The following is a 21,883-nucleotide window of genomic DNA, read 5'->3' on the forward strand; positions in this document are numbered from 1 at the left end:
GACCCCCGTCTCCGGCTGGTCCGTCAGTGTTCGCGGATCCTGGCCTTGACCGCGGCCAGTCGCTCCGCGAACGCGGCAGACTCCAACGACGCTATCTGTGGTGCGATTTCAGCGTCGACGGCGTCCGCATGCTGAGAAAGCCTACGGGTCACACCTAGAGTCTTCTTCGTGGCCAGCACGAGGTCGCGTGGAGCCTCGGTCGAGGGCCTGGCGAACGCGAGTGCGGCTTCCAGCAGGTCGGAGTGATCGCCGTCGACGAGTTTCAGCGCGAGCCCGGCCTCGACCGCCTCGGCGGCGGTCAGGCTCTGGCCGAACAAGGTCATCGCCGCGGTCCGTTGGTAGCCGACCAGATTCTGGGACATCCAGGTCATTCCGCCACCGGGGTGCAAGCCCAGTTCGAGGAACCGGGGGATGAACTTGGCGCGCGGCCCGGCGAGCCGCACGTCCGCGGCCAGCGCCAGGTTCAGCCCGGCGCCGACGGCGGCGCCGCCGACCGCCGCGATGGTCGGCAGCGTGCACCGGGCGACGGACAGGAAGCCGTCGTAGATGGCACGCAAGCCCGCCTCTTTGGCCGCGCCGAGCGCACTGAGATCGGCGCCCGCGCAGAACGCGGGCGGGGTGCCGGTGACGATCAGCGCGTGGACGTTCTCGTCGCGCTCGGCATCGGCGACGGCCTCGGCCAGCCGCGCGGACAGGTCCAGGGTGAGCGCGTTGCGGCTGTCCGGCGCGTCGATGGTGACGACGGCGACCTTGCCCTCGCGGGTGCTGCGGATCATTCCGGGTTCCTATCAGGAGTGGGCGGGCGTTCCAACAGCCGCGAGAGCACGACGGTCGACACCGTGCGGTCGATGATCTCCAGTCCGCGCAACCGTTCCAGCGCGGTCTCCAGATGGTGGATGTCGGCGGCACGCAGATGGACGATCGCGTCGGCCGCGCCGGAGACGGTGTACGCGGCGACCACCTCCGGCAGCGGTTCGAGCCTGGCCCTGATCCGGGCAGGCGCGATGTTGCCCTGGCAGTGCACCTCGACGAACGCCTCGGTGCCCCAGCCGAGCGCCTCGGGGTCGACGACCGCGGTGAAGCCGCGCAGCACGCCGGTTTCGAGCAGTCTGTCCACCCTCCGTTTCACCGCGGGCGCGGACAGGCCGACGACTTTCCCGATGTCGGCGTAGCTGGAACGCGCGTTGGCCACCAGGCACGAAATGATTCGCTGGTCGATGGTGTTCACACGCAATGTTTAGCAGGTATATGCGCAGCAAACAGCGATTGATTGCGGATTAGGGGAGCCTTACCCTTCAGTCATGCAGGTAGCCGTGCCGCAGGACCAGACGCGAGTGCCCACGACCCGTCGATACCTCATGTGCCCGCCCAGCTTCTTCGCTGTCGAGTACGTCATCAACCCCTGGATGGACCCATCGCAGCCGGTCAGCGCCGAGCTCGCGGTTCAGCAGTGGACCGAGCTGCGGGACACCTACCGCCGCCTCGGCCACACCGTCGAGGAGATCGCGGCCCAGCCAGGGCTGCCCGACATGGTTTTCGCCGCCAACTCCGGCACGGTCGTCGACGGCCGCGTGCTCGGCTCGCGCTTCCGCGCGCCGCAGCGTGCCGCCGAGGCCGAGCACTTCCGTCGCTGGTTCGTCGAACACGGCTACCGCGACATCACCATGCCCGAGAAGATCAACGAAGCCGAAGGCGACTTCGCCTGGACGGGCAAGATCCTGCTCGCCGGCACCGGCTTCCGCACGGACCCGGCCGCGCACGCCGAGGCGCAGGAAGCCCTCGGCGTGCCGGTCGTTTCACTGCGCCTGATCGACCCGAAGTTCTACCACCTCGACACGGCGCTGTTCGTGCTCTCGGAGGCCACGGACGCGGCGCCCGCGCAGGTCGTCTACTACCCGCAGGCGTTCTCGCCGGGTTCGCAGCGCGTGCTCACCAAGCTGTTCCCGGACGCCGTGCAGGCGACCGAGGCCGACGCGCTGTGCTTCGGGCTCAACGGGGTCTCCGACGGGCGCAACGTCGTGCTCCCGGTCGAGGCGACCGAGCTCGGCGCGCGGCTGGCCGAGCGCGGCTACGAGCCCGTCTACGTGGACATTTCCGAGCTTCGCAAGGCGGGCGGCGGCCCGAAGTGCTGCACCATGGAGATCCGCAAGTAGCTGGTCTTTGAAAGTTTTAGTAAGTGCCTGGCAAGGCACCGTAACTGTTCGGCGGCCGAACGCGATTAATCGTGAACTAGTCCGTTCGGCCGTTCGAGAGGTGCCGATGCCAGCCACCGTCGTAAACCTCACCGTGCACGGGATCGGCAAGCCACAGCGCCCGCTCGACCCCGGCGAGAACGAGAAGTGGGTGACCGTCGAGCAGTTCGAGCAGCTGCTCGACGCGGCGGTCGGGATCGACAACGTCCACCTGACCTTCGACGACGGCAACGCCTCCGACGTCGAGATCGCGCTGCCCAGGCTGCTGGAGCGCCGCCTCAAGGCCGAGTTCTTCCTCGTCGCCGGCGAAATCGGGGCGCGTGGCCGTCTCGACAGGGCCGGCGTACGCGAACTCGTCGCGGCGGGCATGTCGGTCGGCTCGCACGGCTGGTCACACCGCGACCTGCGCCGCCTCGACGACAAGCACCTTTCGCAGGAGCTGACGGACGCGTCGAAGTACCTCTCCGAGCTGACCCGCCGCCCGGTCAAGCGCGTCGCGCTGCCGTTCGGCTCGTACGACCGGCGCGTCCTCGACCGCCTCCGCAAGGCGGGCGCCACCCGCGTCTACACCGACGACGGCGGCTCGGCCCGCGCGTTCACCTGGCTCCAGCCGCGGACGAGCCTCCCGCACGACCTCGACCGGCCGTGGATCGACGACACCTTCGCGGGCACGCCCGGCCTGTACCGGCGAACCACCCGCGCGGCCGCCCGATTCGTCCGCCTCGCCCGCATCTGACCCCGACGTTGGCCCCAAAGTCACTTTCGTCAGATGCGACCTGACGAAAGTGGCTTTCGGGCTATGGGATCTGACGGAAGCCACTTTCGGGCTGGGGCTACCGGTGAGCGGGAGGTTACGGAGCGTGGGAAAAAAACAACCCCCATTCGTCGGTTGAGTTGACGGACGGTGTGGGTGCATTGTGTTCCGCATCACGAAGTAAGGAAACCTTCCTAACAAACCTTACTCAACAAAGGGGTGCTTGATGCGGAAGCTGATCCTGCTCGCGTCGATGGCGTTGGCCGCAGGGCTCGCTCCGGCCGCGATCGCGTCGGCCGCCACCACCGAAAGCGCTTCCCAGGCTCAGATCCAGGCGGGTCCCACCGCCCAGCAGCTGCTGGCGAAGGTGGCGAGCTGCAAGCAGATCTCGAACGGCAAGTACAAGACCGACGACGAGACCGGCAAGACGATCGCCGTCTGCGACGCGGGCCAGGCCGTGTTCTGGAAGGCCGACATGGACATCGACTGCGATGGCCAGGTCACCACGAAGTGCAACAAGAACACCGATCCCTGGTTCCAGGACGACACCGCGTTCTACCGCTCGGACGGCAAGCCGCTGATCGCCGACCAGACCCCGTACATCGTGGTGCCGAGTTCGAGCAGCACCTGGAACTACCAGTCGTCCGGCCTCAAGGGCGCGGGCTCGTGCGCGGTGATCTACAACAACAAGGTGCTGTACACGGTCATCGGTGACACCGGCCCGACCGGGATCATCGGTGAGGCCTCGTACGCCACCGCGGTCGGCCTCGGCATCAACCCGAACCCGGCCAACGGCGGCACCGACTCCGGCGTCACCTACATCTGCTTCAAGAACTCCAAGGTTTCCCCGATCGAGAGCAAGAGCGCGGCGACCTCCACCGGCGAGAACCTCGCCACGAAGTTCGTCAACAGCTGATCGGGGACGGCTCAGCGGGCTTTGCCCGGCGTGCGGCGCGCCGGGCAGGGCCCGCTTTGTCTTACGGGCCTTTGATTTTGTAGACGTGGTAGGTGTGCTCGGCCGCGAAGGCGTCGGTCAGCTTGCCCGCCTCGATGGGCACGGTCCGGTTCTCGAACAGGACCTCGGCCCGCGTGGCCTGCATGCCCGATGGCAGCACGAGCGTGTGCGGCCCCGGCACGGAACCACGCGCGTTCATCGCGAAGATGTAGTACGACCCGTCGTGCGACTTGAACATCGTGTCGAGATCGGGCGAGAACTGGTACTTGATCGACTGCGTGTTCAGCACCGGCGCCAGCGACTTCACCCGCCGGTTGATCTCGATGACCGCAGGCCGGATCTGCGCGCCGCACGCGTCGCGGAGCACGTGCTGGCTGATGCACGGGCCACCGAAGTTGTGGTTGAAGTAGATGACGCCACGCGCCTCGTGGATCAGCGAGTTCATCACCGCGCCCGACAGCTGGTCCGGGGCGATCGGGACGGAGAACTGGGCGAACGGAAGCCCGGTTTCGATGAACGCGTAGATCGGCTGGAGTTTGCCGTCCATCGCGTCGAGGCCGCGGATGCGGTCCATCGTGAAGCCGTACGACGCCGAGCGCTGGCAGACCTCCACCGGCGTGTGGGACTTTTCGCACATGCCGGGGTCGGTGTACCAATAAGTGTCCATTGAGGACACATCGGTGTAGTCGAGAAAGCGCGCGGCCAGCGGGTCCTTGATGAAGAACTCCATGCCGAAACCGAAGTTCGCGTAGCGCGCCCGGCCGTCGTTCTGGGGTAGCCGGTCGCGCAACGTCTTCAGGACCGTGTAGCCGCACAAGGCTTCTTCGGGCACGCAGATCGGGCCTTCGCTGGGGAAGTTGCCCGTCCAGGGCGCGTCGCCCTCGTGGCCCCAGAGGTCGACCTCGTCGGTCAGCAGCCAGCCGACCGTTTCCGGGCCGAAGCCTTTGAGCTGCGTGCTCGGCATCGCGAACATGCCGGCGTCGCGGACCAGCGAGATGTCACTCGACGCCGTGAGCTCGAAGTAGGTGTTGAGGCCCGCTTCCTTGTCGAGCGCGGTGTCGGCGGGGGAGGTGACCGCCTCGTACCAGACACCGATCGGGAAGAAGTTCGGGTCGGTCCAGCCCGCGCTGGTCATCGCGGAGAAGCTCTTGTAGAAGTCGGGTCCCGCCCACGGGATGCGCGGAAGCGAGGCGGGATCGACCACGGAACTGGTGGCCGGCGCCGCCGGTGTGGTCGCGGTGCCGGTGAGGCTGTCCGCGCGGTACATCACGAAGGTCGCGACGAGCACCGCGACGACCACGAGCACGGCCAGCACGTGGTGACGTTCCCACCCTCCCCCTGAAGCCCTCATTCGTGGTCGGTGGCCTCCGCCAAGTACATGAGCTCCGCCGCCTGGGACCGCCACGAGTAGCCGCGGACGGAATCCCGCAGCTGTTCCGGCGTCTTCAAGCCACCTTCGGTGAGGCTGGCGCGGATCGCCTCGACGAACGTCCCATGATCGGTCGCCACCCGCACTCTGTCCGTATAGGACTCGAGCTGCGCGAAGCCGGTGCTGACGACGGGAAGCCCGAGCGCCAGGTACTCCTTCAGCTTGATCGGGTTGGAGTGTTGTATCCATTCATTGTCCAACCAGGGCATGATCGCCACGTCGAAGCCAGAACCGTAGTCTGGAATCGTCGCGTAGGACCGGAACCCCAGCCAGTACACGTTCGGGTGTTTGTCGAACCGTTCCATCGCGTGCGTGGAGTCGCCGATCAACACCAACGAGGCGTCCGGCAGTTCCGCGGCGATGCGTTCCAGCAGGTCGAAGTCGACGAGGAAGTCGTCGAGCGCGCCGAAGAAACCGATCCGCGGACCGGGAATCTCGGCCAGATCAGCAGGCAATTCCGTGCGCGGACGGAAATGGTCGATGTCCACGCCGTGGTCGAGGAAATGCGCGCGGTCACCGGTCTGGTCGTGTTCGGAGTCGAGCAGCACGTCGCTGACGTAGGTGACGACGTCGGCGTTGCCCAGCAAGCCGCGTTCGAGCCCTTCGATGACCTCGCGGTCGGCTTCCGGGAAATCGGCGTGCCGGTCGGACCGGTTGAACACCAGCGAATGGCGTTTCATCGGGCGGACGACGTCCCACGCGGTCGGGATGGTCACCATGATCACCGGGTCCGACAGCCGCAGCGCGGCGGCGACCACGCGCACCTGCGCGCGGATCAGCACGGCGTTGACCTTGCGCAGGAACGGCGAGCCGTAGAACGGCAGCGGCAGCGGCGACATCACGTGGAAGTTCGGCAGCTCCGGCAGCGGCTTGCGCACGAGCATCGCCACACTGCGCAGCTTGCGCAGGATCCGCCGGGTCACCTGGGTGCTGCGACCCGGCGTCGGCATCCGCATGCCGATGCTGTTGATCACCAGCACGCGGCGCTTCTCGGCGATCGAGCGCATCAGCTGGAAGTCCGAGTGCGCCTGGTTGTGGTACCACCAGTCCTGCGCCGAAAAGCAGATGTACCCGCGCTCGGCGCTCTGCGACGGCCACCGCCGCATCGGCAGCAGCTCGCGCAGCGCGAGCCGGTGCTTGGCGCCGCCGTCACGGCCACGCGTGAGCGCGCGCAGCAGCTCGTTGGCGAACACGGCGAACCACATCGCGACCGCGGCGGGCAGCCCGTCGCGCTCGCGGCGCAGGCGCACGCGGTTGGTCGCCGACAGCGCCCACAGCGTCGGGGACGTCGACTGCTCGCCGCCGATGTGGACGGCGACGGCCGCGGGCTCGTTGCGCACGGCGAACCCGTGGTCGACCGCGCGCAGGTGATAGTCGGTCTCCTCGGAGTAGAGGAAGTAGCGCTCCTCCAGCATGCCGATGGCCGCGCGGCACTCGGCCGAGATGAGCCAGGCCGCGCCGGTCGCCCAGTCGACAGTGTCCGAGCGTTGGTAACGCTTTTTGTCGACGATCAGCTCGCCGAGCGCGGGGATCCGGCCGGACCGGGTGCCGCCGAGCAGCGTCTCGCCGAGCGCGCGCAGCGTCGTCGGCCGCCTGCGCAGCGACAGCTGGGTGTTGCCGTCCTCGTCGAGCAGCAGCGGGACCGTGATGCCGGTGCCCGGTGTCGCCAGCCGGTCGCGTAGTGCCTTGACCGTGCCGGGACGCAGCCGGACGTCGGGGTTGAGCACGAGGACGTCATGCCCCTCGGCCGCGGCGAAACCCGCGTTGACCCCGGCGCCGAAGCCGCCGTTCGTGCGCAGCGCGAGCACCTGCGCGCGCGGCGCGGTGGCGGCGACGAGTTCGAGCGTCCGGTCCGTGGAGGCGTTGTCCGCCACGATGATCCGAGCCGAGTCGTCGTCGCCGAGCTCGGTCAGCACCGACCGCAGGCAGTCCTCGATGATCGCTTCGCTGTGATACGTCACGATCACGACGGCGAGCGGAGTGGCCATGGTCGATCAAACCCCCGGTTTGGACGTGAACCGCCGCCGGAGCGCGCCGGCGAGCAGGCGCAGCGCGAACGGCGCGTCTTCGAGCAGGTATCGGCGCGCGAGCCGCTTGGGCTCCAGCGCGAGGCGGTGCAGCCACTCGGCGCCCATGCGCTGCATGGCCGTCGGCGCACGGGTGAACTCACCGGCCGCCATCGGGATGCCCGCGCCGCAGCCGATGTACCAGCTGTCGGGAAGCGCGGCGCGCAGCGCCTTGATGGTGTGCTCCTGCTTGGGGAAGCCCAAGCCGACGAGCACGAGGTCGGGCTTCGCTTCGACGACCAGCTGCGCGACGGCGTCGAGGCCGTCGGGGGTCTTCTCGAAGCCGAATTCCGGTGACTGGGTGCCAGCGACGAGCAAGCCTTCGTAGCGCTCGGTGAGCGCCTTGGCGGCGGCCTCGGGGACACCGGGCTGGCCGCCGAGCAGATAAATCGACCGGCCCTCGCGGGCAGCGGCCTCGGCGAGTGAGAACACCAGCGAAGCGCCGGTCACGCGCTCCGGCAGTGGTTCGCCCGCGATCCGGCCCGCCCACACGACGGGCATGCCGTCGGCGACCACGACGTCGGCCTCGGCGACGAGTTCGGCGAGACGTGCGTCACGGGTCGCGGCCCTGACAATGTCCACATTGGCCGTGACGATCCAGCCGCCTTTGCGAACCCGCCAGGCCTGTTCCACCATTCGGACCAATTCGGTCTCACGCAAGGAAAAAATGTCGACCGCACCGACACGCACGGTACGTCTGAGCGGGTCCAGTCGGGTGGCGGGCTCGGTACTCATCTGGCGATACCTCGGCAAGCGGGGAGGAGGAGCACCGGGTTCGCTGGGGTGCCAGCGCGGTGGCGAAACCACGGGTTTCGCGATCGAAGAGTCGGTAATGGGACGAGATTCGTTACAGGGCAACAATTTACATCCCATTAACGGAATCAGTGCAGAGGAACCGGCGAAGCCGCGTCCGTGACCATGAGTGCGGGCTGGCCGGAACCGTCGGCCGGCACCGCGTAGATGGACGGTTTGTGGCCCGGCTGTGAAGCTTTGCCGTACGCCAGCCTGCCGTTGTCGAGCCAGGCGGCCTGATCGTCGATACCGCTCGTCCCGGGTAAAGTTATTTCCTTGCCGCTGCCCAAATCCAGCACAGCCAATTCCCAAGGTCCGAGCCTGGTGTTGCGCTTTTTGTACGCGACCCGGGTGCCGTCGGGGGAAAGCGACGGGCATTCGGCCGTCTGGCGAACATCGGTCAACGTCTTGGCGACCAGATCACCCTTCATCAGCCAGGTGCGGTTCTGCGACGCCATGGTCGCGTAAAAGGTCCGGTCGTCCGACGCGACGGTGACGCCCCAGAAGTTGCGGTCGGCGATGGTGAATTGCTGACCCTGGACGGTCGCGGTGAACGACTCGAGGGTGTCGATCAGCTGGCCGGTGCGCAGGTCGAGGATGCCCGTCCTGGTGGAGAAGCCGCCGGGCACGGTGTAGGAGTCGCCGCTGACGAAGGTCGTCCACGAGACGATCTGGCCGGACGCCGAGACTCGGGCCCGGTTGGGGATGCCCGCCAGCCCGATGGTGCGCAGCTCCTTGCCGGACGCGTCCAGCACGGCCGCCTCGTAGGTCGGGCCGAGCCCGGCCAGCCGCAGGCAGATGGTGGTGCCGCCGGCCACGTAGATCCGCTGGCAGCGCAACGTGGTGGCGCCGCGCGGCCCGTCCGGCGCGTCCTGGCGCACCTTCTCGACGTGGTCCTGGCCGTCCTTCATGTCGACGAAGAGCAGGTCGCCGGTGACCGGCGCGGACGCGCCCGCCGTCTCGGCGCCACGGCTCGCCGCGGTCGCGGCCACGTAGACACCGCCGGCCGCCAGCACGACGACGATCGCCGCGACCCCCAGCAGCACACGGTGGGCCTGTACCCAGGTTTTCACGAGGTGACCTTTCGGCCGAGCAGCATGGCAGCCACGGCGAGTGCGAGCAGGAAGGCGCCGAACACGATCAGCAGCGCGGATTTCATGGTCAGCACGGTGAGCATGACACCGAAGAGCACCGACGAGACCAGGCGGGCCACGGCCTGGCCGGTCTGCACCACGGCGAGCCCGCTCGCGCGCAGCTCCGGCGGGACCAGCGGGCCCGCGTAGGCCATCAGCACGCCGTCGGTCGCCGCGTAGAAACACCCGTGCAGCAGCAAAGCGGCCACCAGCATCACCACACCGCCGCCGCCGGTGACCAACACCACATAAACACCGAGCAGCAGCACGTGACCGGCGTAGAACACCTGCCAGCGGCCGAACCTGTCCGCCAGCCAGCCCATCGGGACGGCCGCGCTCAGGAAGACCAGCGCCGTGCCGAGCGGCATCAGCGGGAGGTAGTCGAACGGCACGCCGGTCGACTTCTGCAGCACGACGAACACGAACGCGTCGCTGAGCGTCACCAGGCCGAGTGCCGCGGCGGCCAGCGTCATCCGCCGGACCTGACGGTCCTTGAGCAGGCGCACACAGGCCTTCAACGAGACCGGCGCCGCGCCGGGTACGGGCGCGGACTTCTTCGGCTCACGCACGAAGGTGACGAGCACGATCAGCCCGATCAGGCCGAACAGGAAGCTCACCATGAACACCGGCGTCGACTCGTTGCCGAGGTCACGCAGGATCCAGAAGGTCACCAGTGGCCCGATCAGCGCGCCGACCGTGTCCATCGACCGGTGCACGCCGAACGCGCGGCCCAGCCGTCCCGGCTTGGTGGCCTGGGTGATCAGCGCGTCACGCGGCGCCGTGCGCAGGCCCTTGCCCGCGCGGTCGGCCGCGAGCACGCCGCCGATGCCGAGTCCGGACGCGCCTGCCACGGGGAAGGCCAGTTTCGTCACCGTGGATGTGGCGTAGCCCACGAGCGCGACCAGCTTCGGGCGTTGCAGCTTGTCGGAGACGTACCCGCCGATGAGGCGCAGCAACGCGGTCGCGCCGTTGTAAAGCCCGTCTAACAGTCCAAATTGGACATAACCCAGCTGGAGGGTATAGAGCAGGTAGATCGGCAGGAACGCGGTGATCATCTCCGCCGAGATGTCCGTGAGCAGGCTGACCGTGCCCAGGGCGAAGACCACCGGCGGGATCTTGCCGCGATCGGTGGAGGAAAGCCCTGCTTCGGGCGCAGAGCGTGATGACAGGTACATCCACGGGGCCTCTCCGGCGTACTCTCTGCTGCGGAGAGCGCACCTGGCCGGTTAGTCGTGATGGACTCGCCGGGCGTTAACACCTGACCGGTCACCTGCTGTAACAGTTGAGTGCGGGCACCGATTGAATCGCTGACACAGACGTGCCTGCCTTCTGCTCGCACGCCATTGGATCGGGGACAGCTACATGGACTTCTGGATGACGATCCGCGTCCTCCTCAAGCGCTGGTACATCGCGCTTCCGGTGTTCGCGGTGTCGTTGGGCCTGGCGGTCGCCGTGTTCCTGAGTGTCTCGCCGCAGTACGAGTCGACCGGCACCATCGTGCTCACCGCGCCGTCGTCCGGCGCGAAGGTGGCCGTCGGCGAGTCGAAGCCGGCGGAGAAGATCAACCCGCTGCTCGCCTTCGACGGCAGTTTGACGACCAGTGCGCAAATCGTTATCGAGACGCTGAAGGACCCGGCGACGCAGAAGCAGTTCGAGACGATCGACGGCGCGCCCGCCGCGTACGAGGCGGGCAACGGGCAGCTCAACGGGCCGTTCATCGTCGTCGTGGCGACCGGGGCCAGCCCCGCGTCCGCGAAGAAGGCCGCCACCAGCGTGCTGGACCTGGCGCGCAAGGAACTCGCCGCGCGGCAGCAGGCGTTGCAGGCGCCCGAATCGACCTACATCCGCGCCGACTCCGTGGTGATGCCCGCCGACGGCAAGGCCAAGATCGGTGGCAAGGTGCGCTACGCGGCCGTCGCGCTGGTGCTCGGCCTGGTCGCGGGCCTGACCGCCGCGTACGGCTTCGAGAGCTACAAGAACTACAAGAAAACCCACCCTGGCAAGGAAAAAGCGGCAAAGGCCGAGCCAAAGCCCAAGCAGCCCGAAGTGGCCAAGCAGCCTGAAGCGCCCAAGCAGGCCGAAGCGCCGAAGCCGGTCAAACAACCCGAACCGGCCTGGCCGAAGGCGGCCGATCCCGCGCCGAAGTCCGAAGAGACCACTCGCATCCTGACGCCGGTCGCCAAGCCGACGCCCAGCCCGCGCTCCCGCGATCCACGCTAGGGCCGTTCCGAGATGACCGTCCGCGATGAGGACCTCGGATTCCTGCTGGCGACCGGGCCCCGTCGCCGCCGAGACGGCACGACGATGGTCTGCGTCTACTCCGTCGTCACGCTGATCGTGCCCGCCAGGCTGGTGGTCTCCGGGGTCTCGATGTCCATCACCCCGGCCACCCTGGTCGGGCTCTTCCTCGGCCTGGTGTGGTTCTGCTCGCAGCTGGTGACCACGCTCAACGCCGCCAAGGGCCGCAACGTGGCGCGGACGGCGCTGTTCGTGTTCATCGTGACCCAGCTCGCCACCTACGGTTACGCCACGCGCAACTACCTGCCGGAGGACGAGCTCAACTCGGCCGATCGCACACTCGTCACGATCCTGGGCGTCACGCTCGCCGGGCTCGCGGTGGTCGACGGCGTGCGCGGCGTCGCGCGGGTCGAACTGGTCGCGAAATGCGTGCTGGTGGCGACCACCGCGCTCGCGATGATCGGCATCCTGCAGTTCCTGCTCAACTTCGACCTGACCCAGTACATGGTGATTCCCGGGCTGCACCCGGTCACCTCCGACGGGTTCGTGCTCGAGCGGGCCGCGTTCCGAAGACCAGCGGGCACCACCGGTCATCCGATCGAATTCGGGGTGGTGTGCGCGGTCGCCCTGCCGATCGCCGCGCATTTCGCGTTCACCGCGCAGGACAAGGGCGAATCGGCCAGGCGCTGGTGGATCTGCCTCGGCATCGTCGCGACCGGCGCGATGGTCTCGCTCTCGCGGTCGGCGATCCTCGGCCTCGCGCTCGCCTCGGTGATCCTGCTGATCGGCTGGCCAGGCAAGCGCCGGATCAGGGCGTTCTTCGTGGGACTGGCGTTCCTGGTGCTGATGCGGTTCATGGTGCCGGGGCTGGTGGGCACGCTCTACGGCCTGTTCGCCGAGATCGGCACCGACACGTCCATCAGCGGCCGCACGGACGACTACGCGACGTCCAGTGTGTACATCGCGCAGCACCCGCTGCTCGGCAGGGGACTGGGCACGTATCTGCCGAACAAGTACGGCCCGCTCGACAACCAGTACCTGGGAACGTTGGTACAGAACGGTTTCATCGGCCTGTTCGCGCTGATCGCGATCTTCGTGCTCGGCGCCTACGCGGCATTGCGCGCGCGGACCATGACCCGCGATCCGCACCTGCGCGACCTCGGGCTGACGCTGGTGGCCTCGATCTCCGTGCTCGCGCTCGGCGCCGCCACCTTCGACCTGCTCGCCTTCTCGATGGCCACCGGGCTCGCCTTCCTGCTGTGCGGGCTGGCAGGCGCGTTGCTGCGCTCGACACGGGCCGAACAGGTCGCCGCCGGCATCGACCCGCCGACCGTGCGAGTCGTGCTCACCCGCGCCATGCGGCTGAAGATGGGGAGCCCGCAGAAATGACCACCGGAGTCAGACGCACCTTCCTCGACCGGCTCGACGAATCGGCGCCGCGGATAGCGGCCGTCGCGATCGTGGTGAGCCTGGTGGTCGCGGGCGGATACGCGATCTTCCTCGGCGACGCGCTGCGCTACCTCGACGAGCAGGTCTACGTCCGGCTCACCCAGTCCATGGCCGAAGGCGTCGGCTTCAGCGCCGACGGCGTCCAGGCGACCGCGTACCGGCCGCCGGGGTACTCGTTCCTGCTGCTGCCGGTGTACTGGCTGACCGGCGGAAGCGTGCTCGCGATGCGGCTGATCGGCGTGCTCGCGCTCGCCGGTTGCGTCTGGCTCGCGTACCGGATCGGCCGCCGCATCGGCTCGTCCGCGGTCGGCGCGATCGCTTCGGTGGTCATGGCCTGCTATCCGCTGGGGATCTACACGGCGACGGCGCTGTATCCGCAGATCCCGGCATTGTTCCTGCTGCTGGCTCACCTGGAGTTCGGCCTCCGCGCTTCCGAGAGCGCGGGCCGCGCGCGGCTCGGTTTTGTTGTCGTGTCTGGGATTTCGGGTGGTCTGCTGGCGGTGACCGTGCCGAACTTCGCGGTGTCGGTGTTCATTGTCGTGCTGTGGCTGGCTTGGCGTAACCGTCGCGCGGCTTGGAAGGTCGCCGCCGCGATCTTGGTCGTGGTGGCCGTGATCCCCGGGCTTTGGTGCGTGCGCAACGCGGTCCAGTTGCACGCTTTCGTGCCGGTGTCGACCAACGACGGCATCAACCTGCTGCTCGGCAACAGTGAGCACACGACGGCGGGCAGTGGCACCAGCGTCGACATCTCGCGGTACGACCAGGAAGCCAAGGACCGGCACCTGGACGAGGTCGGGATCAACAAGTTCTACAGCGACAGCGCGGTCGCGTGGATCAAGGCGCACCCCGGCGACGCGGCGGTCCTGTACGCGAAGAAGGTCGCGAACAACTTCGCCTACTCGAGCGAGATGGCGACGTCCGGCCAGGGCAACCGGACCTCCGACCTGTTGCTCGCGGTGACCTACTATCCGATCCTTCTGCTGGCCTTGTGGCGGGTCCTTTTTTGGCGAAGGCTTTCGCCGGAGGAGAAGCTCGCCGCCGGGCTGATCGTGGTGAACCTGTTGCTGCTGGCCGTTTTCTTCACCCGGCTACGGTTCCGGGTGCCGCTGGACGGGCTGACGATCCTGCTCGCTTCGGCCGCTTTCGTCCAGATTTTGCGCGCTCGGGTTAAGGAGCCTTCGTGACCACGAAAGAGTCTTCCAAGGTACGAAGAGCCTTGGGACTGAGCCTGCTCAACACGGTCGTCGGCAGGCTCGGCACCTTCCTGACCGGAATCGTGCTGGCGCGCCTGCTGGCACCGGAGGACTTCGGCGTCTACGCGGTCGCACTGGTCGCGTTGACCGCGATGCTGTCACTGAACGAGCTGGGCGTGAGCATCGCGATCGTCCGCTGGCCCGGCGACCCGAAGCGCATCGCACCGACGGTCACGACGATCTCGGTCTTGTCGAGCGCGCTGCTCTATGTGGTTTGTTTCCTTACCGCGCCGGTCTTTTCGGCCGCGATGGGCGCACCCGAGGCGACCGGAGTGGTCCGCCTGCTGTGTGTCACGGTGGTCATCGACGGCATCACGGCCGCCGCGGTCCAGCTCGCGAACCGCGAGTTCAAGCAGGGCTCCCGGCTCGTCGTCGACTCACTGAACCTGGTGCTCACAACCGCGGTGACGGTCGGCATGGCGGTCACCGGCCACGGCGCGTGGAGCCTGGCGGTCGGGCAGCTGACCGGCAACGTCCTGTCCGGCGTGATGCTCTGTTACCTGGTTCGCATGTGGCCCAAGCCCGGTTTCGACCGCGCGCTGGCCCGTGAACTGCTCGTCTTCGGCTTACCGCTGGCCGGCGGCAGCCTGCTCGTGTTCGCGATGCTGAACATCCACTACATCGTCACCGGCCGCATGCTCGGCGCGATCGCACTCGGTTTCTTTTTGCAGGCCTTCAACCTGTCGAGCTGGCCGGTGAACATGTTCTCGATGGTCGTCCGCCGGGTGTCATTGCCCGCTTTCGCCGCGCTGCAAGACGACCGCGAGGCCCGGGAGGCGACGTTCGCCCGGTTCACCTCCCTGCTGGCCGTGTTCACGCTGCCGGTGTGCGTGCTGCTCGGCTTGCTCGCGCTGCCGCTGGTGTCCACTTTGTACGGTCACAAGTGGGCGGCCTCGGCGGCGGCTCTGCAGTGGCTCGCGGTGCTTGCTCTGGTGCGGGTGGCTTGCGAGCTCGCTTACGACTACCTGGTCGCTCTGGGGCGCTCGCGTACGACGATGTGGCTTCAGGGGGGATGGCTGGCTGCGCTGGCCGTGGCCCTCCCGGTCGGTGCCTACTTCGGAGGGATCGAAGGGGTTGCCCTGGCGCATGCGGCCGTGGCCTTGCTGGTCGCGCTGCCCGCCTTCGCTTTGGCTGTCGGGCGGACTGGGGTGCACCTGGCTTCGCTGGTGCGGCCGTTGGTTCGGCCGGTGCTGGGGAGCTTGGCGATGGTCGGCGTGCTCTTGCTGCTGCGCTTGGCCTTCGCGCCGTCGGCCCTCCTGCTGGTCGTGGGCGGCCTGGCCTGCGCGCTGGTCTACGCCCCGTTCGTCTGGCCGCTGCGGCAGGAGCTTCGCCACCTGGGTTGAGGCTTGGGGTCGTGCGCGTTGCGGGCGGTTCTAACCGCCCGCAACGCGCACGACCCCCGTACCCGAAGAGCCACCTCGCGTACCCAGAAGGTCGGCACGCGTACCTGACGAGTCGGCACGCCCGCCGACCCCTCAGGTACGCCCGCCGACCCTCCAGGTACGCGTGCCGACCGCTCAGGTGCGTGGTGTCAGAAGTCGTCGAGCATCCGGGCGCCGTTGTTGGCGGTGAGCAGGTCCAGGGCGGGAGCCGGGGGACCCGTCATGAGACCGGCCGCGCGCAACGTCGTGGTGGGGACTCCGGCGTACCAGGGGCCGAGCGCGCGGGCGTGCATGACGACCGTGCCGGAGCCGCCGGGCTCGCAGCGGACTTGGTCTCCGTCGATGATCAGGCGGTGCGGGCCCGCGTTCCACGGGGCGTGCGGGTCGACGATGTCCAGTTCGGCCGCGACGCCGTCGGACAACGACGCCGCGGTGGGCCAGCCTCGGGAAGCCACCGCTGACGGGAAGTCGACCACGCGGAGGTACCAGGGCTCGGTCACCGTGCTGAACGCCGTGGGGAGTACCAGCGCGAGCATCGTGGGGTCGGTCAGGCGGAGGCGGACCGTCAGCATGAGGCCGGACCATGAGCCGAGCGACCGCAGGAGCGCGGTCGCGGTCGCCGGGTCGCGGGCGATGAACTCGCGGGCGTAGATGACGCGGTCGGGGAGGCGCTCGAGGTCGAGGTAGCCGGTGACCGTGTCTTCGACGTGGGCGAGGGTGGCGAAGTCGTTGTCGAGGAGGTCTTCGCGGGTGCGGTCGAGCAGGCCGTCGACGGCCGTTGCGCGGTAGCAGGCGGTGATGGCGTCGAAGGCCGTTTTGTCGATCGGGCCCAGTGAAACCGGGGACTCCGGCAGTGCGCGGAAGGCGTCGACCGGGATGTCGGCGTGCTCGACGACGCCGGACTGCTCCCAGCCGCGGCCGCGGTAGAGCGCCGGGACCGTGGTGAACAAAGTGGACAGTGGCTGGCCGTCTTCGCGCATCGTCGACAGTGCCGTGTCGAGTAGGCCGCTGGCGACGCCTTTGCCTCGGGCGTGGGGATCCACGGCGACCGTGGCGAGGCCGCCCATCGGGACCACGCGGCCGCCGAAGTACTGGCCGAAGCGGCGGATGCGCAGGTAGCCGTGGACGGCCCCCGCTTCGGCCACGAGACGGCGCTCGTCGGATACCGGCCAGGCCGTGGGGCGGGGGCCGGAGCTGCCGAAGGCGATCCGGCGGAGTCGCCAGACCGCGTCGAGGTCGTCGTCGCGGGCTTCGCGGATGATCACTTGTCGAGGTCCGGGTAGCTGTTGCCGCAGTCTTCGCACTTCAGGGAGTCGTTGAGGCGGAAGCCGCACGAGCACACCCAGCCCTTGTGGCGAGCCGGATTGCCCGCGACGAAGGAGTGCGCGGGTACGTCGCGGGTGATGACCGAGCCCGCGGCCGCGAAGGCGTACGAGCCGATCTCGGTGCCGCAGACGACCACGGTGCCCGCGCCGAGTGAGGCGCCGCGGCGGACCACAGTGGACACCAGCTCTTCGGGGCCCTTGCGGATGTGGGCGCGGGGGCGGAGGTCGTTGGTGAACAACACGTTCGGGCCGAGGAAGACCTCGTCCTCGCAGGTCACGCCGCTGAAGACCAGGGTGCCGTTCTTGACCGTCACGCGGTCGCCGAGCACCGCGCCGTCCTCGACGAACGCGCCGTCGCAGATGTTGCAATCCTTGCCGACCTTCGCGCCGGGCAGTACGTGCGCGAACGCCCACACGCGGGTGCCGTCGCCGACCTCGTCGCTTTCGCAGAGGCCGTTGGGGTGGACGCGGACTCCGGTCATCGGATCGCCTTCTTGAGTGTGTCGACCACGTACTCCTGCTGGGCCTGGGTGATCTCCGGGAACAGCGGCAGCGACAGTAACTCGCCTGCGACGCGCTCGGCGACCGGGAACGCGCCGACGCCCTGACCGAGTGAGCTGAACGCACCGTTCAAGTGAACCGGGGTCGGGTAGTGAATGCCCGCGCCGATGCCCGTCGCGTGCAGCTCGCCCAGCACGCGGTCGCGGTCCGCGACGCGCACGACGTACAGGTGCCAGACCGGCTCGTTGCCTTCCAGCACGACCGGCGTGCGCACCTCGGGCACCTCGCCGAGCAGCTCGGTGTATCGGTCAGCGGCGAGACGGCGCGCGGAGTTCCAGCCTTCGAGCCGACGCAGCTTCGCGGAGAGGACGACCGCCTGCAGCGTGTCCAGACGGCTGTTGAACCCGAGCACAGGGTGCTCGTACTTGCGCGGCGAACCGTGCGCGCCGAGCAGCCGGACAGCACTCGCCAGCTCCGCGGAGCCGGTCAGCACCGCGCCCGCATCCCCATACGCACCAAGGTTCTTGCCTGGGTAGAAGCTCGTCGCGGCGATGTCGCCGAGGCCGCCCGCGGTGACACCGTGCCGCCGCGCGCCCTGCGCCTGCGCGGCGTCTTCGAGCACCGGGACGCCCAGGTCGCGCAGCCGCTCGACCGGCGCCGTCTGGCCGTAGAGATGCACCGGGATGAGTGCCTTGGTCTTCGGTCCGACCTGAACCTGGTCGACGTCGATGAGCAGGGTGTCCTCGACGCAGTCGACGAGCACCGGGGTCGCGCCGGTGCGCGCCACTGCCTCGGCCGTCGCGATGAAGGTGTTGGCGGGCAACACACATTCGTCGCCGGGGCCGACGCCGAGTGCGCGCAGCGCGAGCTCGAGCGCGTCCGTGCCGTTGGCGACGCCGACACAGTGGTCGACCCCGGAGTAGGCGGCGAACTCGGCCTCGAACGCGCTGACCTGCGGGCCGCCGACGAACGCGGTGTTCTTCAGCACCTCGGCCCAGCCCACGGCCACCTCGTCGGCCACCTGCTCCTGCTGTGCCGCCAGATCGACCAGCGGTACTGAGGTCATCTCAACTCTCCTTCGAGGAACGCTGAGCCAGCACCGGGGTGGCGTTGGCGTCGTCGGTACGCGCGGTACCGCGGAACTGCTGGATCTTGCGCTGGACCTTGTAGCCGAACAGCCCGGCCGCGCTGCGTGCGCTGTCGGCGGCCAGCCTCGGCCGCGGCGTCGGCTGCGCGAGTGCCGCCGCGTACACGCGCTCGAGGAACAGCGCGGCGGAACGCAGGCTGAAGCGCTCGACGACCAGGTCGCGGGCGAATCCGCCGAGTTCGGCACGCCGCTGCGGCGAGTCGACGAGCGTGTCGAGCGCCTCGCGCAGCGCGATGACGCCCGAGCCGCGCGAACCCGGGCCCTGGCCGTACCAACCGGCCTGCAGGAAGGTGCTCGCCGTCTGCGGCGTCAGAAGCTCGCTGTAGCCCTGCTCACCGACCACGACGAGTGGTTTGCCGAACGACATGCCGCGCAGCGCCGAGCCGCCCATCCCGATGAGGATGTCCGCCGCCGCGTAGGCCGGCCGCGGGTCGGCGACTTCGCCGGTGAGCGTGACGACCTCGTACCCGGCCGCGTCGTTGGCGCGGGCCGCGCGCGCGGCGACCTCGTCGCGGCTGCGTCCGTCGCCGACGATCGCCAGCCGCAGCTTGCGGCCGGCGCTGGCCAGCTGACCGGCCGCGTCGCATGCCGCGAGCAGGCCTTCGAGCTTCAGCTCCGGCACGAGCCGGCAGACCATCGCGACCAGCGTGACGTCGTCGTCGAAGCCGTGCTCGGCGCGGAACGCCGAGCCGTCGACGCCGGGGTGGTCGCCTTCGGTGTCCACCGGCGGCTCCAGCAGCGAGACCCTGGTGTGCCCGGCGGCGACGGCCGCCTCGCGGATCTGCTCGGTGCCGACCAGCAGCGGCACGGTGCGCGGGAAGAACGGCACGACCGACATCGACAGCACCGTGCCGACCAGCGCGCCGTGCCCGAGCCCGGTCGCCGCGAGGCCTTCGAGCACGGGCGGCCACTCGTAGCCGTGCACCAGGTCGATGTCGCGGTCGGCGATGATGTCGGCGATCTGCCGCGACACGCCACGCGACGGGCGTCGCCGCTCGGCCGGGATCTCGTGGTGCTCGAGCCCGAGCTCGTGGACGTACTCGACCAGCGGGCCCGGCTCGGAGATCACGTCGACGGTGTGCCCGAGATCGCGGACGGCGCCTGCCAGCTGCAGCGCGTTGAGCTGCGAGCCGCCGATCTCCATCGCGTGCGGGTAAACCAGGATTCTCATCGGGGCTCCACCCTCAGCAGCAACGCTTCTTCGGCTTCGGTCACCGGACGGCCGCGGGTCAGCAGCTCGCCGACCTTCAGCCCGCCGGTCTGCAGCGCGACGATCGGGTCGGCGCCGACCGCGGACGGCAGGATCCCCATGTGCCCGGGATCCGGCGCCGACGGCGGCCAGCACGCCTGGTCGTCGCGCTCGATGTCACCCCAGAACTGGATCAGCACCGCGCCGGGGTGCTCGCCGCGAATTCGCTTGACCGCAACGGAATCGAGCACCGGCGCGGGGCCGGGGGAGAGCGCGACGATGACCGCGTCCAGCCGCCCGGAAGGCGCGCCGTCGAGGTTCGCGGCGGTCGTGACGTGCCCGCCCAGAGCCGTGATGCCCTGCTCGATGTCGGAGGCGAACACGTTGTCGCACAACAAAAGCACGCGACTGCCGAGCACGGGCACCCCGGCGTCGAGCAGCTGCTTCACGGCCATCACGCCGGAATACTCGAACACACCGATCGACGGGTGATGCTCGTTCGGGCCCGCGACGTGCACACCGCGCGCGTGGCACGCGTCGAGGTCGACCTCACCGGGCCGCAGCTCCCAGGGCTCGTACATCAGGCTGATCGCGGAACCCGGCCGCAGCCACGAGATCGTCTCGGCGTCGAGCGGCCGCAGATGCCCGCTGTTGGTCACCACGTCCGCGCCGTCGAACAGCGCGGCGTCCTTGACCCGGCTGAACTTCACGTCCGCGCCCAGCCGCCTGATCCCGTCTTCGGCGTCCCGCGCCGACCCGTACCGGCTGTCCTTCGACAGCGCGCGAACCTCGGCCGCGCCCGCCATCGCGGCCAGCACCGGCGTCACGGCGTACGCGCCGGTCGCCGCTTCGGTGACCACCACGCGGCCGCTGAGATCGAGCTTCATGCGCTCGACCGCTTCCGCGCACAAGGCCAGCAGGCGATCCGGATTTCCCCCCGCGCTCATCAGACCGTGGCCGGTTCGAGCGCCGCCGCGAGCACGTCCACGATCCGCACCTGGTCGGCGTCGGTCAGCTCGTGGTGCAGCGGCAGGATCAGCGACCGGTTCGTGAGCCGTTCGGTCGACGGCAGCGCCACGTGCGGGTGACCCGCGTATGCCGGTTCGAGGTGCGAGGCCATGATCCCGCGGCGCGCGGAAATGCCTTCGGCGGCCAGCCGGGCCAGCACGTCGTTGCGCTCGACGGGCACATCGTCGTCGAGCAGCACCCAGAACGCCTGGAAATTCGTTGTCCCGTAAGCGGGATCCTGCACGGCACGCACGCCGGGCACCTTCGCCAGCAGCTCGTGGTACCGCGCCGCGAACGCACGCCGCTGCTCGACGAGCGCGGGCAGCTTCCTCAGCTGGACCAGGCCGATCGCGGCCTGGATGTCGGTCATCCGGTAGTTGAACCCGGTTTCGAGGTACTGCTCGACGATCGCCTTGCCCGCCGCCGCGTGCCGGTCCGCCGCCGAGACGCTCATGCCGTGCTCACGCAGCCTGCGCATCCGCGCGGCGAGGTCGGCGTCGTCGGTGGTGATCATGCCGCCCTCACCCGTGGTGAGCAGCTTGCGCGGGTGGAACGACCAGGCGGCCAGCGCGCCGGCGCCGACCGGCCGGTCACGGTAGGTCGCACCGGCGGCACAGGCCGCGTCTTCGAGCACCGGGATGTCGCCGCAGGCCGCGCGGATCGCGTCGACGTCGGCGGGCAATCCGCCCTGGTGGACGGCCATGACGACCTTGGTGCGCTGGGTGAGCACCGCGGCGACCGTCTCGGCCGTCAGGTTGCCGGTGAGCACGTCGACATCGGCGAACACCGGCGTCGCGCCGCAGTAGCGAACGGCGTTCGCGCTGGCGATGAAGCTGAACGAGGGCACCACGACCTCGTCGCCAGGCCCGACGCCGAGCACGTACAGGCCCAGGTGCAGCGCGGTGGTGCAGGACGAGACGGCGACGCCGTGCGCGGAGCCGGTGTGCGCGGCGAACGCCTGCTCGAACTCGGCCACCCTGGGGCCCTGCGCCACCCAGCCGGAGCGGACCGCTTCCGCGACCGCCTCGGCCTCTTCCTCACCCAGGAACGGTCGCATAACCGGAATCAAG

General features: G+C 68.9%; 20 protein-coding genes. 7 read left to right on the plus strand and 13 right to left on the minus strand.

The genetic code is table 11. From position 1 onward, the window contains the following. Positions 1-23: 23 nt before the first annotated feature. Positions 24-776 (minus strand): enoyl-CoA hydratase, encoded by a 753-nt coding sequence (locus tag AB5J62_RS01770; protein WP_370946343.1) that lies wholly within the window; start codon positions 774-776, stop codon positions 24-26. After that, positions 773-1,228: an Lrp/AsnC family transcriptional regulator gene (locus AB5J62_RS01775; protein WP_091293452.1), complete on the minus strand. Its 456-nt coding sequence runs from the start codon at positions 1,226-1,228 to the stop codon at positions 773-775. Before AB5J62_RS01775 ends, AB5J62_RS01770 begins: the two co-directional genes overlap by 4 nt. Before the next feature lie 73 nt (positions 1,229-1,301). On the opposite strand from AB5J62_RS01775, the gene ddaH reads away from it, so the two are divergent. From ddaH to AB5J62_RS01790, 3 genes are all read left to right on the plus strand, one after another. Beyond that, complete coding sequence (gene ddaH / locus AB5J62_RS01780) at positions 1,302-2,153, plus strand: dimethylargininase (protein ID WP_370946344.1); 852 nt, start codon at positions 1,302-1,304, stop codon at positions 2,151-2,153. A gap of 106 nt (positions 2,154-2,259) precedes the next feature. Then, positions 2,260-2,928, plus strand: coding sequence for a polysaccharide deacetylase family protein (locus AB5J62_RS01785; protein WP_370946345.1), 669 nt, complete (start codon positions 2,260-2,262; stop codon positions 2,926-2,928). Positions 2,929-3,172: 244 nt separating this feature from the next. Further along, the gene (locus AB5J62_RS01790; RefSeq protein WP_370946346.1) at positions 3,173-3,862 is read left to right on the plus strand and encodes a glycoside hydrolase family 75 protein; all 690 of its coding nucleotides are present in this window, start codon (positions 3,173-3,175) and stop codon (positions 3,860-3,862) included. 61 nt (positions 3,863-3,923) lie between these two features. Here AB5J62_RS01790 and AB5J62_RS01795 read toward each other — a convergent pair whose 3' ends face one another. The 5 genes from AB5J62_RS01795 to AB5J62_RS01815 all read right to left on the minus strand — a co-directional run bounded on the left by AB5J62_RS01795 (position 3,924) and on the right by AB5J62_RS01815 (position 10,427). After that, a complete protein-coding gene (locus AB5J62_RS01795; protein WP_370946347.1) occupies positions 3,924-5,216 on the minus strand; it encodes a hypothetical protein in 1,293 nt (430 codons plus the stop codon). Between the two features lie 32 nt (positions 5,217-5,248). Next, positions 5,249-7,318, minus strand: a complete 2,070-nt coding sequence (locus AB5J62_RS01800; protein WP_370946348.1) for a glycosyltransferase — start codon at positions 7,316-7,318, stop codon at positions 5,249-5,251. Positions 7,319-7,324: 6 nt separating this feature from the next. Next, positions 7,325-8,056 carry a WecB/TagA/CpsF family glycosyltransferase gene (locus AB5J62_RS01805; protein WP_370946349.1) on the minus strand — a complete coding sequence of 244 codons (732 nt, stop codon included), beginning with the start codon at positions 8,054-8,056 and terminating at the stop codon, positions 7,325-7,327. Positions 8,057-8,277: 221 nt separating this feature from the next. Then, positions 8,278-9,261, minus strand: coding sequence for a TolB family protein (locus tag AB5J62_RS01810; RefSeq protein ID WP_370946350.1), 984 nt, complete (start codon positions 9,259-9,261; stop codon positions 8,278-8,280). Then, positions 9,258-10,427, minus strand: a complete 1,170-nt coding sequence (locus AB5J62_RS01815; protein ID WP_370946351.1) for an MFS transporter — start codon at positions 10,425-10,427, stop codon at positions 9,258-9,260. The genes AB5J62_RS01810 and AB5J62_RS01815 overlap by 4 nt, the downstream gene beginning before the upstream one ends. A 256-nt stretch (positions 10,428-10,683) precedes the next feature. On the opposite strand from AB5J62_RS01815, the gene AB5J62_RS01820 reads away from it, so the two are divergent. From AB5J62_RS01820 to AB5J62_RS01835, 4 genes are read left to right on the plus strand one after another with little or no spacing between them, the layout of a single operon-like run. Beyond that, entirely contained in the window at positions 10,684-11,541 is an 858-nt protein-coding gene (locus AB5J62_RS01820) for a hypothetical protein (RefSeq protein WP_370946352.1), read from the plus strand. Positions 11,542-11,553: 12 nt separating this feature from the next. After that, a complete protein-coding gene (locus AB5J62_RS01825; protein ID WP_370946353.1) occupies positions 11,554-12,948 on the plus strand; it encodes an O-antigen ligase family protein in 1,395 nt (464 codons plus the stop codon). Further along, positions 12,945-14,192 (plus strand): ArnT family glycosyltransferase, encoded by a 1,248-nt coding sequence (locus AB5J62_RS01830; RefSeq protein ID WP_370946354.1) that lies wholly within the window; start codon positions 12,945-12,947, stop codon positions 14,190-14,192. Before AB5J62_RS01825 ends, AB5J62_RS01830 begins: the two co-directional genes overlap by 4 nt. Beyond that, entirely contained in the window at positions 14,189-15,604 is a 1,416-nt protein-coding gene (locus AB5J62_RS01835; RefSeq protein ID WP_370946355.1) for a lipopolysaccharide biosynthesis protein, read from the plus strand. Before AB5J62_RS01830 ends, AB5J62_RS01835 begins: the two co-directional genes overlap by 4 nt. 188 nt (positions 15,605-15,792) lie before the next feature. Here the strand turns inward: AB5J62_RS01835 and eis are convergent, their stop codons facing one another. The 6 genes from eis to AB5J62_RS01865 are packed head-to-tail and all read right to left on the minus strand — an operon-like array spanning position 15,793 to position 21,870. After that, positions 15,793-16,908: an enhanced intracellular survival protein Eis gene (eis, locus tag AB5J62_RS01840; protein ID WP_370946356.1), complete on the minus strand. Its 1,116-nt coding sequence runs from the start codon at positions 16,906-16,908 to the stop codon at positions 15,793-15,795. Further along, a complete protein-coding gene (locus tag AB5J62_RS01845; protein WP_370946357.1) occupies positions 16,905-17,450 on the minus strand; it encodes an acyltransferase in 546 nt (181 codons plus the stop codon). Before AB5J62_RS01845 ends, eis begins: the two co-directional genes overlap by 4 nt. Then, on the minus strand, positions 17,447-18,535 hold the full coding sequence (locus tag AB5J62_RS01850) for a DegT/DnrJ/EryC1/StrS family aminotransferase (RefSeq protein WP_370946358.1): 1,089 nt from the start codon (positions 18,533-18,535) through the stop codon (positions 17,447-17,449). The genes AB5J62_RS01845 and AB5J62_RS01850 overlap by 4 nt, the downstream gene beginning before the upstream one ends. A 1-nt stretch (position 18,536) precedes the next feature. Further along, the gene (locus tag AB5J62_RS01855) at positions 18,537-19,787 is read right to left on the minus strand and encodes a glycosyltransferase (RefSeq protein ID WP_370946359.1); all 1,251 of its coding nucleotides are present in this window, start codon (positions 19,785-19,787) and stop codon (positions 18,537-18,539) included. Further along, a complete protein-coding gene (locus AB5J62_RS01860) occupies positions 19,784-20,752 on the minus strand; it encodes a hypothetical protein (protein ID WP_370946360.1) in 969 nt (322 codons plus the stop codon). The genes AB5J62_RS01855 and AB5J62_RS01860 overlap by 4 nt, the downstream gene beginning before the upstream one ends. Beyond that, positions 20,752-21,870, minus strand: coding sequence for a DegT/DnrJ/EryC1/StrS family aminotransferase (locus AB5J62_RS01865; protein WP_370946361.1), 1,119 nt, complete (start codon positions 21,868-21,870; stop codon positions 20,752-20,754). The genes AB5J62_RS01860 and AB5J62_RS01865 overlap by 1 nt, the downstream gene beginning before the upstream one ends. Positions 21,871-21,883: the final 13 nt, after the last annotated feature.

It is taken from the genome of Amycolatopsis sp. cg5 (assembly GCF_041346955.1).
GTDB lineage: Bacteria > Actinomycetota > Actinomycetes > Mycobacteriales > Pseudonocardiaceae > Amycolatopsis.

Excerpts from the sequence above, each read along its gene's own strand:
- AB5J62_RS01820 (WP_370946352.1), top strand. The coding sequence starts at position 10,684 with ATGGACTTCTGGATGACGATCCGCGTCCTCCTCAAGCGCTGGTACATC.
- AB5J62_RS01845 (WP_370946357.1), bottom strand. The coding sequence starts at position 17,450 with ATGACCGGAGTCCGCGTCCACCCCAACGGCCTCTGCGAAAGCGACGAG.
- AB5J62_RS01830 (WP_370946354.1), top strand. The coding sequence starts at position 12,945 with ATGACCACCGGAGTCAGACGCACCTTCCTCGACCGGCTCGACGAATCG.
- AB5J62_RS01770 (WP_370946343.1), bottom strand. The coding sequence starts at position 776 with ATGATCCGCAGCACCCGCGAGGGCAAGGTCGCCGTCGTCACCATCGAC.
- AB5J62_RS01790 (WP_370946346.1), top strand. The coding sequence starts at position 3,173 with ATGCGGAAGCTGATCCTGCTCGCGTCGATGGCGTTGGCCGCAGGGCTC.
- AB5J62_RS01855 (WP_370946359.1), bottom strand. The coding sequence starts at position 19,787 with ATGAGAATCCTGGTTTACCCGCACGCGATGGAGATCGGCGGCTCGCAG.
- AB5J62_RS01850 (WP_370946358.1), bottom strand. The coding sequence starts at position 18,535 with ATGACCTCAGTACCGCTGGTCGATCTGGCGGCACAGCAGGAGCAGGTG.
- AB5J62_RS01825 (WP_370946353.1), top strand. The coding sequence starts at position 11,554 with ATGACCGTCCGCGATGAGGACCTCGGATTCCTGCTGGCGACCGGGCCC.
- AB5J62_RS01865 (WP_370946361.1), bottom strand. The coding sequence starts at position 21,870 with ATGCGACCGTTCCTGGGTGAGGAAGAGGCCGAGGCGGTCGCGGAAGCG.
- AB5J62_RS01860 (WP_370946360.1), bottom strand. The coding sequence starts at position 20,752 with ATGAGCGCGGGGGGAAATCCGGATCGCCTGCTGGCCTTGTGCGCGGAA.
- ddaH (WP_370946344.1), top strand. The coding sequence starts at position 1,302 with ATGCAGGTAGCCGTGCCGCAGGACCAGACGCGAGTGCCCACGACCCGT.
- AB5J62_RS01785 (WP_370946345.1), top strand. The coding sequence starts at position 2,260 with ATGCCAGCCACCGTCGTAAACCTCACCGTGCACGGGATCGGCAAGCCA.
- AB5J62_RS01800 (WP_370946348.1), bottom strand. The coding sequence starts at position 7,318 with ATGGCCACTCCGCTCGCCGTCGTGATCGTGACGTATCACAGCGAAGCG.